Annotated in this window: 13 protein-coding genes; 6 read left to right on the forward strand and 7 right to left on the reverse strand. The window is 66.1% G+C overall.

What is annotated here, in order from left to right; all coding sequences use genetic code 11:
* The first annotated feature begins 38 nt into the window (after nt 1-38).
* The 3 genes from C451_RS17840 to C451_RS17850 all read left to right on the forward strand — a co-directional run bounded on the left by C451_RS17840 (nt 39) and on the right by C451_RS17850 (nt 4059).
* Nucleotides 39-1643 carry an alkaline phosphatase family protein gene (locus C451_RS17840; RefSeq protein WP_007742763.1) on the forward strand — a complete coding sequence of 535 codons (1605 nt, stop codon included), beginning with the start codon at nt 39-41 and terminating at the stop codon, nt 1641-1643.
* Nucleotides 1643-2710 (forward strand): glycosyltransferase family 4 protein, encoded by a 1068-nt coding sequence (locus tag C451_RS17845; protein WP_007742765.1) that lies wholly within the window; start codon nt 1643-1645, stop codon nt 2708-2710. Before C451_RS17840 ends, C451_RS17845 begins: the two co-directional genes overlap by 1 nt.
* A gap of 107 nt (nt 2711-2817) precedes the next feature.
* Nucleotides 2818-4059, forward strand: a complete 1242-nt coding sequence (locus C451_RS17850) for a glycosyltransferase (RefSeq protein WP_007742766.1) — start codon at nt 2818-2820, stop codon at nt 4057-4059.
* On the opposite strand, the gene C451_RS17855 is transcribed toward C451_RS17850, so the two are convergent.
* Nucleotides 4034-5830 (reverse strand): class I SAM-dependent methyltransferase, encoded by a 1797-nt coding sequence (locus C451_RS17855; RefSeq protein ID WP_007742767.1) that lies wholly within the window; start codon nt 5828-5830, stop codon nt 4034-4036. The genes C451_RS17850 and C451_RS17855 overlap by 26 nt on opposite strands.
* Nucleotides 5831-5857: 27 nt before the next feature.
* Here C451_RS17855 and C451_RS17860 point away from each other — a divergent pair, with 27 nt between their 5' ends.
* Nucleotides 5858-6751 carry a glycosyltransferase family 2 protein gene (locus C451_RS17860; protein ID WP_007742769.1) on the forward strand — a complete coding sequence of 298 codons (894 nt, stop codon included), beginning with the start codon at nt 5858-5860 and terminating at the stop codon, nt 6749-6751.
* Between the two features lie 3 nt (nt 6752-6754).
* Here C451_RS17860 and C451_RS17865 read toward each other — a convergent pair whose 3' ends face one another.
* Nucleotides 6755-7684: a glycosyltransferase family 2 protein gene (locus C451_RS17865; protein WP_007742770.1), complete on the reverse strand. Its 930-nt coding sequence runs from the start codon at nt 7682-7684 to the stop codon at nt 6755-6757.
* A gap of 91 nt (nt 7685-7775) precedes the next feature.
* On the opposite strand from C451_RS17865, the gene C451_RS17870 reads away from it, so the two are divergent.
* Entirely contained in the window at nt 7776-9017 is a 1242-nt protein-coding gene (locus C451_RS17870; RefSeq protein WP_007742771.1) for a glycosyltransferase family 4 protein, read from the forward strand.
* 40 nt (nt 9018-9057) lie between these two features.
* Complete coding sequence (gene gfo6 / locus C451_RS17875; protein WP_007742772.1) at nt 9058-10137, forward strand: D-xylose 1-dehydrogenase Gfo6; 1080 nt, start codon at nt 9058-9060, stop codon at nt 10135-10137.
* A 24-nt stretch (nt 10138-10161) separates the two neighbouring features.
* Here the strand turns inward: gfo6 and dgoD are convergent, their stop codons facing one another.
* Genes dgoD through C451_RS17900 form a run of 5 tightly spaced genes read right to left on the reverse strand, consistent with a single transcriptional unit; the run spans nt 10162 to nt 15906 of the window.
* Complete coding sequence (gene dgoD / locus C451_RS17880) at nt 10162-11313, reverse strand: galactonate dehydratase (protein WP_007742773.1); 1152 nt, start codon at nt 11311-11313, stop codon at nt 10162-10164.
* Nucleotides 11314-11355: 42 nt separating this feature from the next.
* Nucleotides 11356-12528, reverse strand: coding sequence for an ABC transporter ATP-binding protein (locus C451_RS17885; protein ID WP_007742774.1), 1173 nt, complete (start codon nt 12526-12528; stop codon nt 11356-11358).
* Between the two features lie 51 nt (nt 12529-12579).
* A complete protein-coding gene (locus tag C451_RS17890) occupies nt 12580-13515 on the reverse strand; it encodes a carbohydrate ABC transporter permease (RefSeq protein WP_007742775.1) in 936 nt (311 codons plus the stop codon).
* Complete coding sequence (locus C451_RS17895) at nt 13512-14558, reverse strand: carbohydrate ABC transporter permease (RefSeq protein ID WP_080503561.1); 1047 nt, start codon at nt 14556-14558, stop codon at nt 13512-13514. The genes C451_RS17890 and C451_RS17895 overlap by 4 nt, the downstream gene beginning before the upstream one ends.
* A complete protein-coding gene (locus tag C451_RS17900) occupies nt 14536-15906 on the reverse strand; it encodes an ABC transporter substrate-binding protein (RefSeq protein WP_007742777.1) in 1371 nt (456 codons plus the stop codon). The genes C451_RS17895 and C451_RS17900 overlap by 23 nt, the downstream gene beginning before the upstream one ends.
* Nucleotides 15907-15918 lie beyond the last annotated feature (12 nt).

The following is a 15918-nucleotide window of genomic DNA, read 5'->3' on the forward strand; positions in this document are numbered from 1 at the left end:
GGCGTCACGAGAGGAAATCCAGCCAGTATGTACCAACTATGAACGAGGGTGATGCCAGACGCCGAGCGCTCGTTCTCGGTCTCGACGGCGTGCCCTGGGAGCGCCTGCGCGCGTGGGCGGCGGCGGGCGAGCTGCCGAACGTCGCCGCCCTCATCGACGAGGGTGCGGCGGGGCCGCTCGCGAGCACGCAGCCCGCGAACACCGCGCTCGCGTGGCCCTCGATCGCCACCGGCGTCCGGCCGGACAAACACGGGATCTACGCGTTCTACAAGCTCGGGACGAACTACCGCCATCGCGTCAACACCGGCGAGGACGTCGCCCAGCCCGCACTCTGGGAGCTCGTCTCACCCTCGACGGTCGTCAACATGCCGATGACCTACCCCGCCTCCTCCATCGACGGGCGGATGGTCACGGGGATGATGACACCGAACCGGGACGAGGGGTTCACCCACCCGCCCGAACTCGCCGCGACGATCGTCGATCGCGTGCCCGACTACGAGATCGGGCTCGATTGGAACGAGTATCGCGACCGACCTGGGGAGTTCCCCGACGCGCTCGCGTCGCTTGTCGCCGCCCGTCGCGAACTGATGAACGACTTTCTCGCGGACGACTGGCGGCTGTTCTTCTTCGTCTACACCGCTCCCGACCGCCTCCAGCATCTCCTCTGGGACGAGGAGATCCTCCTCGATCACTACAAACAGCTCGACGCCGTACTCGGCGATGCCCGCGAGGCGGCGGCCGACAACGACGCGAACCTCTTCGTCGTCTCCGATCACGGGTTCGGGCCTATCGAGAAGAACGTCCACGTCAACCGGGTGCTCGCCGATGCCGGCTATCTCACGCCGAAATCGGACACCGGCACGCGAAGTACGCTCTCGCGGATCGGCCTCACCAAGGAGCACGTGCTCGGCGCGCTCGACAGGTTCGATATCGACGTCGACGAGCTCGCCACACGGCTGCCGGACGCGCTCGTCGATCGCCTCGCCACCGGCATCCCCGGCGAGAACGTGCGTTACGACGTCGCTTACGACGAGACGACCGCGTTCGTCCACGCCCAGGGCACTCTCTACGTCAACGACACCGAGCGCTTCGAGCAGGGGATCGTCCCGCCGGGGCGGATCGACGCGCTGAAAGCCGAACTGACCGACACCTTCACACGAGTCCGTGATCCAGACACCGACGAGCGCGTTCTCGACGTTCACGATGGTGACGAGCTGTTCCCGACCGACGACGCCGCGCCGGATCTCGTCGTCGAGCCGCGCGAGGGCTACTACGTCAAACCCTCGCTCTCCGAGACGGTGTTCTCCGATCCCGGCAGTCACGCCGCCGATCACCGTCCTGAGGGGATCTTCCTCGCCGAAGGACCGGACATCGCCGCCGGCGCGACGCCGACCGACGCGAGCGTGTTCGACGTCGCGCCGACGGTGCTCCACAGCATGAGTACGGCGGTGCCCACGTCCGTCGACGGGCGCGTGCTCGACGAGCTGTTCGCGCCCGATTCGTCGGCCGCCGACCGATCGATCGAAACCGTCGATATCACGGGTTCCGGTGACGGGCCGGGCGACGGTGGCGACGGCGGGAGTACCGACGAGGACTTCAGCGACGTCGAGGAACGCCTGCGAGGGCTGGGGTACGTCGAGTAATGCGCGACACCGAACTGCTCATCGTCGGACGGCAGGGACCGGGCGGCATCGGCCAGTATATCAGCGAGCAGCGCCGCCATCTCGCCGGCCGACTCCACGTGTCGGCACACAAGAGCGGCGCGTTCGACACCGAGGGCGTCGGCGCGTTCGTCCGCTCGCTGCTGGTCATCCTCTGGAACATGCTCTCCTATACGATGCGCTCGCGGCCGGACATCGTCCACGTCCACTCCTCGCACCGGTTCTCGTTCTACCGGGCGGGTTACTACGTGCTCTTCAGCAAGTACGTCTGGCGGTGTCCCGTCGTCTTCCACGTCCACGGCTCCTCGTTCGACGTGTTCGTCTCGACGGAGTCGCGACCCGTGCGGTGGTTCCAGTCGGTCGTGTTCGGTGCCGCCGACGAGATCGTCGTCCTCTCGGAATACTGGAAGGAGACGCTCTCGAAACACACCGACCCCGAGAAACTCACCGTGATCCCGAACGCGGTCGACGCCGCCGACTACACGCCGTCGTTCGACGGCGACGTCCCGCACATCGTGACGGTCTCGAACCAGCTCCCGCGCAAGGGCGTCGTCGAGTTCGCCGAGGCGGTCGACGAGCTCACCGACCGTGATCTGGAGTTCCGGGTGACGATCGCGGGCAAGGGACCGCTCTCGAACCACTCCGAGCGGCTGGCCACGACCTACGACAACGTGGAGTATCTCGGCTACATCTCCGAGGAGAAAAAGCACGAGCTGCTCGGTGCGGGCTCGATCTTCGTCCTGCCCTCCCACGCCGAGGGGCTGCCGATAGCGATGCTCGAAGCGATGGCCGCGGGCAACGCCATCGTCTCGACGACGGTGGGCGCGATTCCGGAAGTGATCGACGACGAGCGCGGCCTACTCGTCGAACCGGGCGACGCCGACGGGCTCGCCGACGCGCTCACGGAACTCGTCGCCGATCCCGAGCGCGTGGCCGCGATGGGCGAGGCGAACCGGCAGGCGGCGAGCGACGAGTACGCCTGGGAGACCGTCACCGAGGAACTGCTCGCGACCTACGACCGCAATCTCGCCGCCGAGGCGCTCCGCTGAGCGTTGTTCTCGTCGACGGATTCGCCAGCACGACCACAAGAGCGAAACCCGACCCGTGAGAGAGGAACGATATGATCGACAGCCGAGGGGCCGGGAGGCCGCGATAGATGCACGTCTGCATGCTCACCGCGGGGACGTTCCCGTCGGACGAGCGCCTTACGCGGACGGGCGCGGCGCTGCGAGCGGGCGGCCACGCGGTGACGGTCTGTGCACGCGGGACTGGCGGGCCGACCGGGGCGATCGTCGACGGCATCGACGTTCGGCGACTGCCCGACGACGACCTCTACTCGGGACCCAAAGGTATCCTCGACGGTGCGCGCTACGCACTGAGCTACGTTCAGCCTGCCTGGCTGCGTGCCGCGAGCGAGATCGACGACGAACGGTCGATCGACGTCTGCTGTGTGGCCGATCTCGACCTGCTGAAGACGGGACTGAAAGTCGGATCGAAACTCGGCGTTCCCGTCGTGGCCGACCTGCCGAGCGCGCCGGCCGCCACGACGCCAGCCGAAAGCGTGCGTGGCGGCCGGCTGCGGCAGTACGCCCGCCGCGTGTTCCACTCGCCCTGGCGACGTGACCGGACACTCGGAAAACGGATTCCCGACGTCGATCGTCTGGTGACGACCTGCGAAGAAGCGCGTGCCGAGTACGTCCGCGAGCGGGAGATCGATCCCGAGCGCGTCGCGGTCGTCCGAAACACCGTCGAACCCGACCTCGCCGCGGGAACCGAGCCGGCCGACGGGTTCGGGTTCGATCACGAAGCGGCGTTCGTCGTCACCGTCGCCGCCGATGGCGTTTCCCAGGAGTCGCTCGAAACGGTCGTCGTGGCCGCGGCGCGGGCGGCCGACCGTGCCGCCGATCTCCGCGTGCTGATCGTCGGTGATCTCGAAGAGGCGGCGCTCGACGATCTCGAACGACTTGCGCGGCGTCGCCTGGCCGCCGGCCGAGTCAGCTTTCGCACCGAGGACGGGAAACTCGCGAGCTATCTCACCGCGAGCGACGTCTGCGTGCTGCCCGAGCGTTCGCAGGCGACGGAGACCACGGTTCCACGGGCGTTCTTCACGGCGCTGGCGTTCGGGGTTCCGGTGGTCGCCGGCGAGACGCCGCCGCTGAAGCGACTGCTCGAACGAACCGGAGCGGGACTGTGCGTGCGACACGGAACGGGTGCGCTGGCCGGGGCGCTGTCGGAGCTCGCCGGTCCGGACCGGCGAGGCGAACTCGCCACGAACGCCCAACTGGCAGCCGAGGGCGCGTTCGACAGCGAGCGCGATGCCGACCGACTGTGCGAACTGTACGAGTCGCTGCTCGCGACGCCGGAGCCCGACGTTACGGTTCCGCGAGCAGATTCGTGAGCGCCATCAGATACGAGCCGATCTCGTAGGAACCCTTGTACATCTGGTCGTCGACGTCGAGGCGGTCGTCGACGGTGAGGAATCGCATCGGTACGCCGAGTTCGCTCAGTTCGACGAGATCCCCGCGGCTGCTATCGCCGTAGATCCAGGCCATCGCACGGCTCACCTCGGGACCGAAGTCGTGCTCGCCGCCCGCCGCCTCGTAGTGGGCGACCGCGTTGACGAAGAACGTCTGGTGACACTCGTAGAGGAAATCCCAGTAGGCTGGCCGGAAGCCAAGGCGTTTCGTCGCGCCGCGGCGTGCGCGCTGGATCGACGACACCTCGTCCTCCCAGACGAACGCGCCGTCGTCGCGCATGCGCTCGTCGATCGTCCGTTCGAGCACGCGCTCGACGTTTTCGAGATAGCCGGTCTGTCCGGTCACCTCGATCGCGCGGGCGAACCCCCAGCAGGAATACATCTGATTCTGGTGGCGACGGGTGGTGTGGTTGTCGAAGACGAACAGCCCGTCGGGCGTGAGTCGGTCGTTCATCAGCGCTAGCGCCTCCGAGAGTGCCTCTCGAACGACCGATCCGGACTCGCGCTCGGCGAGATACGACCAGCCGTAGGCGACTAAACTGTGCTCGGCGTGGGTGAAGTCGAACCGCTCGTGCGAGTGCTCGAACAGTTCCCACGCGACGCGCTCGTGGGTCGCGTCGAACACTTCGGCCGCGAGCGAGAACGCACAGACGAGGGGACCGATGCCGTAGCTCGGCATCTCCGAGAGCGTCCCGTTCTCGATCTCCTCGGCGACGTAGTCAAGCGCGCGCCGGAGTTCGTCGTCGTACCGATCGGTGCCGAGCGCGGAGACGCGCCACTGGAGCGCGCCCATCAGGCCGAAGGGCGCGTAGCGCCACAGTTCGCGGTCGTCGGGCGTCCATTCGAACTCCGGGTTCTCGCCATCGCCGACGATCTCGTAATCGAGCGCGCGGAGGATTTTTCCGTCCTCCGTGTCCCAGAAGCCGTTTTCCTCGACCGGGCGGAACAGGCAGTCGAGCGCGTCGTCGAGATACTCCTGATAATCGAGCGGTTCGGCCGCGAGCACGAGATACGAGGCGTCGTCCCAGCGCCCGCGGGCGGTGAGTTCGTCACTCGCGCGCTCGGCAGCGCCGACGAACGGCTCCTGGAGGCTCGCTGGGAGCGCGTTGAGCGCCATGTGAACGTAGTACGGATACTGAAAGACGAGATCGGCGTCGAGCAGTCGCCAGTCGGGCGCGAGCAGCGAGAGCGCCTCGCGGGGCTCGTAGTAGTGGTTGTCGGGCCAGCCGTTCGCGGCGTAGGGCGAGCGCGGCGTCGGCACCGAGAAGACGAACTTCCCATCGCTATCGAGCACGCGCCCCACTTCGGCGGTGAGCGATTCGACGTCGAGGAACTTCCAGTCGTAGGGGCCGATCGAGACGGCGGCGTCGAACGCGTCGTCGGCGAACGGCAGCGATGGCCGTTCGGGATCGGTGCTTCGGTACTCGTCGACGGCGTCGCCGATCGTCTCGCTCGCGTAGGAACTTGCATCGTCGGAGAAGTCGACGCGCGCGAGCGAGTCGGCCGCGACGCCGCGGGTGACGTTCGCTTCGGAGGCGAGGTCGAGCACACGCCCGCCGTCGAGTTCGGCGAGCGCGCGCCGGCGTTCCTCGTCGCGGAGCTGCTGGATGAGCGGGGTGGTCGGGGGCTGGCGCACCCACTTCCGGAGGATCGCGTCGCGGGTCACTGTCGGCAACGCGCTCTCGCCACACATTTAGCTATTCCTTCGCTCGTCTCGACCATGTCCGACGACTCACTCGTTTCGGTCGTGATCCCGACCTACTACCGTAACGATCGCCTCGGCGAGGCCATCGAGAGCGTCGTCTCACAGACGCAGCCGACCGAAATCATCGTCGTCGACGACTCCGGCGAGGGCAACGCAAAGTCCGTCGTCGACGAGTACGATCTCACGTACGTCGAACTCGATCACAATATCGGATCGAATCCTGCCCGCAGCGTGGGTGCCGAGCGCGCCTCGGGAGAGTACGTCCAGTTCCTCGACGACGACGACTGCCTTCACCTGGAGAAACTCGGCAAGCAGGTCGCGCTGCTCGAACGCACGGGTGCGAGCGTCGCCTACTGCGGAATGACCTACGAGGACGGCACGACGATTCTCCCAGACTCGACCGCCCGCGGGGACGTGCTCGCTCGCGCGCTCGAATTCTCGCTGTCGCCGTGCGTCACCTCGACGATGCTCGTCGCGCGCGAGGCGCTCGAAACGGCGCTGCCGCTCCCCGACCGCCCTGGCGGCGACGATCTCGGACTGATGATCGATCTCGCGCGCGAGCACGAGTTCGAGTACGTCGACGAGGCGCTGGTCGATCGCGCCGTCATCGAGGACTCGCGTGGCAAATCGCCGGGACTCATCCGCGGGCGCAGGGAGATCATTCGCGAGTACGACGATCTCTACGACGATTTCCCGGACTCCGTGCGAGCGAACGCCCTGGCGAACACCGACAAGCTGGAGGCCAGGATGGAACTGCGCGGTCGTCGGTGGTCGCTCTCGACGGTGCGCTCGTTCGCGCTCGCGTGCTATCATGCACCCTCGCTCCGGACGGCGATTCCCCTTTTCGCCTCGCTGTTCGGACAGGTAGGGATGGATGCGATGCAGCGCGGCTACTCGCTGGTTCGATAGCGGCTATTCGTCGCGCGACGCCCGCCAGTTCATCACGGCGTCGCGTGCACGGCGTGCAGCGCCGAGCGCCCGCCGGCCGAGCAGCGCAAAGAGCATGATGAACGCGCTCTCGGCGGTGCGCTCGTAGCCCATCGCGCGCCGGGCGTAGTGGAAGGCGCGCCGGCGCTGACCGCGTTCGAGCGCGACCCGTGCGTGCGCTCGACACTGCTTCTCGCGGAGGCGGCGCTCGATGTCGGGGTGGCTCTCGATCTCCTCGCGGTACTTCTCCCAGATCATTTGATTGACTTCGACGCCGTGAGTGAGCTGCTGTGAGATGTTGTTCGTGTGGAAGATGCGCTCGACGAGGCGCTCGTCGACGTACTCGAACTCGTACTCCTTGGCGAGGCGGATGCAGTGATCCCAGTCGACGCCACGAGGGAAGTCGGGGTCGAACCCACCCAGTTTGAAACACTCGGCGCGCAGCATGTGGCTCGAATGGGGATGGAGGCCGAATCGGGCGATGACGTCGGGGTAGATGTCGCCGCGGCGCTCGGGGCGATAGACCCGAACGACTCGTTCGCCCTGCTTGACCACCCCGCCAGTGTAGACGATCCCGACCTCGTCGTTCGCTTGCTCGAAGGCCGCGAGCTGTTTTTCGATCTTCTCCTCGTGCCAGCGATCGTCGTCGTTGAGCACGCAGACGAACTCGCCGTCGGCGAGCTCCGCCGCACGATTCATGCTCGCGGAGATCCCACGGTTTTCCTCGTTGTGGCGGACGCGCACGCGGTCGTCGTCCTCGTAGGCCGCGAGTCGTTCTTCCGTGTCGTCGGTCGAACCGTCGTCGACGACCACGACCTCGATCTCGTCGTGGCTCTGTCCCAGCACGGTGTCAATGGCCCCGGAGACGTAGTCGGCGCGGTTGTACGTCGGGAGAATGGCGCTGACGAGGGTCATGGATCGGGTTCGACCCATCGCGGTGAAAACCCCTCGTGTCGCGGCCGCGGCGTGAACCCAGCCTTAAGTCCCTGAGCGTGTTCCGGACGGTATGCACGTCTGTATGCTCCTCCCCGAGCGCTTCCCGCCGGACATCCGCGTCCGGAAAGAGGCGTCGGCGCTGCGTGCGGCCGGCCACTCCATCACGCTGCTCTGTCGCGGCGGGCCGACCGAGCAGAGCTTCGCGCGCCTCGACGGGATCGACGTCGAGCGCCTGCCCGCCGATCGGCTGTTCGCTGGTCTTTCGGGAATGATCGACGGGCTCCGCTACGTCGCGAGCGCCGTCCATCCGGCCTGGCAGCGCGCCGTCCGGGAACTCGATCGACAGAACCCGATCGACGCCCTCCACATCCACGATCTCCCGCTCGTACAGACGGGGCTGGCGCTCGGTGAGGAGCTCGACGTGCCGGTCGTCGCCGATCTCCACGAGAACTACCCGGAGGCGGCCCGGCAGATACAGCAGATGCGTGGCTGGGGCGAGATCGCCCGCGATCCCGAGGCGCTCGTCCAGCGCGTCGCCTTCGCACCCTGGCGACTCAAGCGTCTCGAGCGGGAGTGCGTCCGGCGTGCAGATCGCACAGTCACCGTCTGCGAGGAGGCCCGCGCACACTACATCCGTGACTGCGATGCGGAGCCCGCGGACGTGACGGTTGTCTCGAACACCGTCGATCTCGACGCCTTCGCTGGCGACGTCGAACCGCCCACGACGCTCGATCACGATCCCGACTCGTTCGTCGTCTCCTACGTCGGCAACTTCACGCGTCACCGCGGGCTCGACACGCTCGTCGAGGGGTTCGCGCAGCTCGTCGAGGAGAGCCCCGACGCCGAACTGCTGCTCGTCGGGACGGGCAACGACAACTACGTCGCGGGACTGAAGGCGCTCGCGCGCTCGCTCGGCGTTCGCGAGCAGGTCACGTTCACCGGCTGGGTCGACTTCGCCGACGTCCCCCGCTATCTGGCCGCGAGCGACGTCTCAGCCGTCCCCCACGCCGCGACGGCACACACCGAGACGACCGTCCCGCACAAGCTCTTCCAGGCGATGGCGATGGGCGTGCCGGTCGTCGCGAGCGACGTCGCGCCGCTCGCGCGCATCGTGGGTCGCACCGACTGTGGGCTCGTCACGCCGGCCGGCGACGGCGACGCGCTCGGCACCGCCCTCACTGAACTCACCGAGGAGGACCGGGCGAGCGACTGCGGGGAGAACGGCAGGGCGGCTGTCGAGGACGAATACAACTGGGCGCGCGACGGCCAGCGGCTGTGTACTCTCTACGACGGACTGCGCGCCGAGGGGTAGCACCGACACACTCTCCTCGATGGCCCGACAACCGTCGGCGATGAGCACCTCCGATCTCCCCGAATTTTTCGACGAGTTCACCGAGCGCGACTGGCGGAGCGACGCGGACGGCACGGTCGGGATCGCGATGATCGGTCTCGGCTGGTGGACGCTCGAAAAGGCGCTGCCGGCCGTCGAACGCTCGGAGCTGTGCGAGACGACGGTGCTCGTCAGCAGCGATGCGGAGCGCGCGACGGAGACAGCCGAACGCCACGAGACGATCGAGGAGGGAATCACCTACGAGCAGTTCCACGACGGAGCGGCAAGCGAAGAATACGACGCCGTCTACATCGCCACGCCGAACGCCATCCATCTGCAGTACGCCGAGACGGCCGCCGAGCTCGACAAGGCGATCCTCTGCGAGAAACCGATGGAGGCGAGCGTCGAGCGCGCCGAGGAACTGGTCGAAGCGGGCGAGTCGGTGCCGCTGATGATCGCCTATCGGATGCAGACCGAACCGGCCGTCCGCCGGGCGCGCGAGTTGATCCGTGAGGGATTCGTCGGCGACCCCGTCGCCGTCCACGGCGCGATGACCCAGCGCCTGCTCGACATCAACTCCGACACCGACCAGTGGCGACTCGATCCCGATCTCGCGGGCTATGGCGCGAGCGTGATGGATCTCGGTATCTACCCGCTCAACACCGCCCGGTTCGTCCTCGATTCGGACCCCACCTCGGTCCAGGCGTCGATGAGTTCGAATCACGACGCCTTTTCCGACGTGTCCGACGAGCGCGCGAGCTTCCGCGTCGATTTCCCCGACGACGTCACGGCCGTTTTCACCGCGAGCCAGAACGCCGCCCAGTCGAGTCATCTCCGGATCACGGGCACGGCGGGCGAACTCGAACTCGATCCCGTCTTCTTCCCCGACGAACCGCGGAAACTCCGGGTCCGACGGGGCGATCTCGACGCCACGATCGACTTCGACCAGCGCAGCCAGATGACCGAGGAGTTCGACTACTTCGCCGACCGCGTGCTCTCGGAAACCGAGCCACAGCCGAACGGCGAGCACGGACTGGTCGATATGCGCGCGCTCGAAGCCATCTACGAGGCCGGAGAGAGCGATTCGCCGGTTTCGCTCTGAACTGGGTTCCTCACGGCACCGGTACTACCACTCGGCGACGGAACCGTCGTCGTGACGCCAGATCGGGTTGTGCCAGTCGATCTCGCCCGCCTGCTCGCGGACGTGCTCCTCGTCGATCTCGATCCCGAGCCCCGGTCCATCGGGGATCTCGACGAACCCGTCTTCGTAGTCGAACACCGACGGATCGGCGAGATAGTCGAGCACGTCGCTCCCTTTGTTGTAGTGGATCCCGAGGCTCTGTTCCTGGATGATCGCGTTGTGCGCGCAGGCGTCGACCTGGAGACACGAGGCAAGCGCGATCGGACCGAGCGGGCAGTGTGGTGCAAGCGCGACGTCGTGGGCTGCGGCCATGCTGGCGATCTTGTGGACCTCGGTGATGCCGCCGGCGTGTGAGAGATCGGGCTGGATCACGTCCACGCCGCCGCTTTCGAGCAGCGGTGCGAAATCCGTCCGCGAGTAGTGGCGCTCGCCGGCCGCGATCGACGTCGTCGTGTGGGCGGCGATCTCCGGCAGGAGGTCGTCGTGCTCGGGTAGCACGGGCTCCTCGACGAACATCGGATCGTGCGGTTCGAGCACCGCTGCGAGCCGTTTGGTCATCGGTTTCGCGACCCGACCGTGGAAGTCGACGCCGATCCCGACCTCGGGACCGACCGCCTCACGGACCGTCGCGAGTCGCTCGCCGACGGCCTCGATCGCGGCCGGCGATTCGATGCGCCGGAACTCGGCGGTCGCGTTCATCTTGAGCGCGTCGAAGCCCGCCTCGACGCGCTCGCTGGCTGCCTCGGCGACGTCGCTCGGGCGATCGCCGCCGACCCAGCTGTACACCTGCATCCGATCCCTGACCGGGCCGCCCATGAGCTCGTGAACGGGCGCGTCGAACTGCTTGCCCTTGAGATCCCAGAGCGCCTGATCGACGCCCGCGATGGCGCTCATCAACACCGGTCCGCCGCGATAGAACCCGCCGCGGTACATCGCCTGCCAGTGGTCCTCGATGGGGTCGGGGTCCGCACCGAGCAGATGGCTCTCGAACAGCTCCTCGACGGCCGCTCTGACCGTGTGTGCCCGCCCTTCGACGACGGGTTCGCCCCAGCCGACGCGCCCGTCACTCGTCTCGACGCGGAGGAACAGCCAGCGCGGCGGGACGGCGAACAGTTCGTAGTCGGTGATCTCGCTCATATCTCTGGTCGGTTCGAACGGCTGAAAAACACACCGAGTCGATCAGAGCTGTGGTTCGATCGTTTCGGTATCGTCGAGGTTCCGATTGTGCAGCGCCTCGCCGGTCTCGCCGTCGAACAGGTGGATCGCGTCCTCGGGAAGCCGCGCGATCGCCGGCTGGCCCGCCTCGATGCGGCGCAGTCCGCCGATCGTCGCCACGAACGTCCGGGATTCGTCCATGTCGAGCTCCGAGGCGCTCTCGTCGCCCTCGAAGGCGAGATAGACGTTGTTGCCGCTGCCGACCGGCTCGACAACGTCGACCACCGTGCGGAAATCGTGCTCCCCATCGCCCTCGTTGGTGTCGACGAGTTCGATGTCCTCGGGACGCACGCCGAGGGTCACGTCGGTCGCATCGCCGAGGTCCGCGCGCGTCTCTTCCGAGAGCGGATAGTCGAAGTTCTCGCCGACGAGACGTTCGTCTTCCACTGTCGTCTCGAAGAAGTTCATCGACGGCTCGCCGATGAAGCCCGCGACGAACCGGTTTGCGGGTTCGTGGTAGGCCTCCAGTGGTGTGGCGACCTGCTGGAGCCGCCCGTCGTCGAGGATGGCGATCCGATCGCCCATCGTCATCGCCTCGGTCTGGTCGTGGGTCACGTAGACCGTCGTCACGCCGAGGTCCTCCTGCATCCGCTGGAGTTCGGTCCGCATCTGTGAGCGCAGTTTCGCATCCAGGTTCGACAGCGGCTCGTCCATCAGAAACACCGCCGGACTGCGGACGATCGCACGGCCGAGTGCGACGCGCTGCTGTTGGCCGCCCGAGAGCTCGCTGGGTGTGCGGTCGAGCAGCTGTTCGATGCCCATCATCTCCGCGGCGGATTCGACCTGATCGCGGATCTCGTCGTCGGACATCTCCGTGCTCTCTTCGAGCCCGAAACTCATGTTCTCGCGCACGGTCATGTGCGGGTAGAGCGCGTAGCTCTGGAACACCATCGCGATATCCCGATCGGCGGGCTGGCGGTCGTCGATCACGGTCCCGTCGAGACTGATCGTTCCCGACGAGACGGATTCGAGCCCCGCGATCATCCGGAGCGTCGTGCTCTTCCCACAGCCCGACGGCCCGACGAGAACGAGGAACTCGCCGTCGTCGATCTCGAGCGAGGCCTCGTCGACGGCGATGATGTCGTTGCCGCCGTCGTCGAACCGTTTCGTGACGCCATCGAGACTCAGTTCGGCCATTCGATACCTCCGTTCGTTGGTTTGGATAGTAGTTCGATCATCGTTGTCTGTCTACGTTCGACCGGCAACACCCTGTGCGAACTGATCGCCGAAGATGATGAAGACGAGCAGCGTCGGCAGTGCGGTCAGGAACGCGCCGGCCATCCGCAACCCGAAGTCGACGCCTTCGAGGCTCGTCCCCAGTCCCACGAGCGAGAGCGTCACCGGAGCCGATGGTCCCGTGCCGCCGACGAGGATCAGCGCGAACAGCAGTTCGTTCCAGATCTGTGTGAACTGGTAGATCAACACCACCGCGAACATCGGCCCAGACAGCGGGAGGACGATCCGGCGGTAGATCTCGAAGACGCCAGCGCCGTCGAGACGCGCCGCCTCGACCATCTCGTCGGAGAGGCCCATGTAGTAGCCCCTGAACAGCACCGTACTGATGGGGATGCCGTAGGCGGTGTGGGTCACGATCAGTTCGATGAGATCCGCGTGATACGGTTCGAGCAACGGCAGCGCCCACAGCGGCGACAGCGCCGTTTCGAGCGGAATCATCGACCAGAACTGTGACAGCGGCACCAGCACGGCCTGATACGGGATGAACACGCCGGCGACGAACAGCGCGAAGATCGGGATCTGCCCTTTCCAGCTGATCTGTGTCAGCCCGTAGGCCGCGAGACTCCCGAACAGCGCGCCGAGCACCGTCGCCGGGATCGTCATCACCAGGCTGTTGACCAACCCCGACGAGAGGGTATCGAGCGCCTCCGCCCAGTTTTGGAGGGTGAACCCGTCCGGTCCGGGCGGGAGATACGGCGCGGTGTTGATGACTGCCTCGTTGGTCTTGAACGACGTGACGAGCCCTGCTTCGAGGGGTATGAGGAAGTAGACGGCGATGAGCGCGAGCACTGCGTACAGGAGGATTCGTTTCCCGCCGATCGCATCGCGCAGATCACTCGTCGACGATTCGCCGTCGGTCGCGTCGGCTGTAACGGTTTCCTGACTCATAGTGCACCCCTGCGGTACTGACTGTAGAGATACGGGATGACGACGAGCAACGCGAGGACGTAGAGCACGATCGCGATCGCCGAGCCGTACGCCCAGTGCTGATTCGAGTACGCTTCACGAACCATCAGCGTGGCGAGGATGTCGGCTCCCGCAGCAGGACGGTACTGGCCGAACAGCGCGTACAGGAAGTCGAACGCTTTGAGCGCACCGATCATCAGCACGACGAGCGCGCTGATGACCGAGCCCCTGAGCTGGGGGATGATGACTCGCCAGTACATCGTGATCGTGCTCGCGCCGTCGATGCGCGCCGCCTCGAAGTGTTCGTCCGGGATCGCCTGCAATCCGGCGAGAAAGACCACCATCGCGTAGCCGCTGAACTGCCAGACCAGCGCGAAGATGACCGCTCCGAGCACGAGCTGTGGGTTGCCGATCCAGTCCGGGCGGAGTCCGCCGAGGCTCAGCACCGAGTTAATGATGCCGTTGTCGATGTCGTACATCCACGCCCAGAGCTGGGCGGTCACGACGAACGAGAGGCTGAACGGCAGCAGATACACCAGCCGGAACGTGTTCTGCAATCGAAGCGTCCGATCGAGCAGGATCGCGAGCACCAGCCCGAGCACGAGACAGAGGACCGTGAACGCGACCAGCAGGACGAACGTGTTGCGCGCGGCGTTGATGAACGCCTCACTACCGAACAGTTCGGCGTACTGCTGGAAATCGAGCGCGGAGTAGTCCGGATCACCAAAGCCCTCCATATCCGTCAGCGAGATGAGGAAGTTCCAGCCGATCGCCCCGTAGACGAACAGCCCCATCAGCAAGAACGGCGGGAGCCAGAACGGCAGCGAGCCGACGAATCGGCTGTTGCGAAGCGATCGCAGTCGATCCGACAGGCCTGTGCCGGCCGAGCCACGGCTCACGGTCGCCCCGCCGTCGGTGCGAACCGGGCTCTCGTCGTCGCCGGTGTCGCCCACGAGTCGGGTACGAAGGTCGCTCAGCCGTGATCGGATCGACCGTCCCACGTCAGTTCGATCCGGAGACGGCATCGAGCATCCCCTTGGTTGCGGAGTCGAGGTTCCCCGAGCCGAGGAACTCGTTGGTGATCACGCCGTCGATATCCGAGTGGACATCGGGCAGCACGGCGAGCCCGTGGGCGATCGTCGGCGGTTTCTGCGAGACCTCGCTGTACTCCTTGATCGTCTTGGTGAGATACGGACCGAACTTATCCGTAGGGGCATCGGTCCGCGGGGGAATCGACCCTTTGTACTGGTTGAACGCGACCTGTGCTTCGGTCGTGCCCAGGTAGGAGAGCCAGGTCTTTGCGGCCTCGGGAGCGGGCCCGTCGGCGGGGAACGGGAACGAGTCGAGATGCATCCCGTACATGTCGTCGGTACCGGGGAAGGTGACGTTGTTCCAGTCCTTTTCGTACTCGAAGTCGTCCTGGTTGCGATAGGAGCCGGCGACCCAGTTGCCGTTGTGGACGAAGGCCGCGTCACCGCTCATGAACTTCTGATTGGCCTGCGTGAAGCCGATGCTCGACGCGTCGTCGTTGATGTGGTCGTAGTAGTTCTGGACGGTCTGGAACGCCTTTCGTACCGCCTTCTCGTCGCCCTCGCCGTTGATGTAGTCCATGAACGCCTGATAGCCGGCCTGCCCCTGCATGACGACTTCCCAGAGCTGGAGCGTCGTGAACGGCGCTTCGAGCCCCTGTGCGAGACCGACGGCGTCGGTGTTCTGCTCGACCTTTTTGAGTGCGGCCGTCAGATCGCTCGGTTTCGAGAAGCTCGTCGGGTCGACACCCGCTTCCTCGACGACGGAGACGTTGTAGAAGAGGTCGTTCATCCGGTGGGAGCCGATCGGTACCGCAACGTACGGCCCCGAGCCGACGGATTTCGAACTTTCACCGACCTGTGAGTACTGTTTGGCCTCCTTCGTGTAGTTCTGCTTGAGGTCCTTGGTCCAGACGTCGTCGCTGATGTCGCCGAGAAGCCCGGCGCTGGTGAACTGGACGAGGTTGTTGCCGGGCCAGTCGGCCCACGAGCTGGGGAGGTTGCCGTTCTGTGCACGGTTCGAGATGGTCGTATCGAGATTGGTGTTGCCGCCGCCGCCGATGGCCTGGAAGTTCGTGTCGACGTCGGAATGGGCCTCCTCGAACTTCTCGATGAGGTTGTTGATGGCTTTCTTGCCGTCGCCGCCGGTCCAGCCGTGGAGGACCTGCAGCTCGCCACCGCCACCGGACGAGCCGCCACCGCTGCTGTTGTTTCCACCGCTGCCGTTCCCACCGCCGCCACCGCCACCGACACAGCCGGCGAGACCGACCATCGCGCCGGCGCTCGCCGCAGCGGTGCCCTTCAGATACGTCCGCCGAGAGTAGTTCGATTCGGAGTCAGACATCGTTCGCCTCAA

Source organism: Halococcus thailandensis JCM 13552, from assembly GCF_000336715.1.
Classification (GTDB): Archaea; Halobacteriota; Halobacteria; order Halobacteriales; family Halococcaceae; genus Halococcus; species Halococcus thailandensis.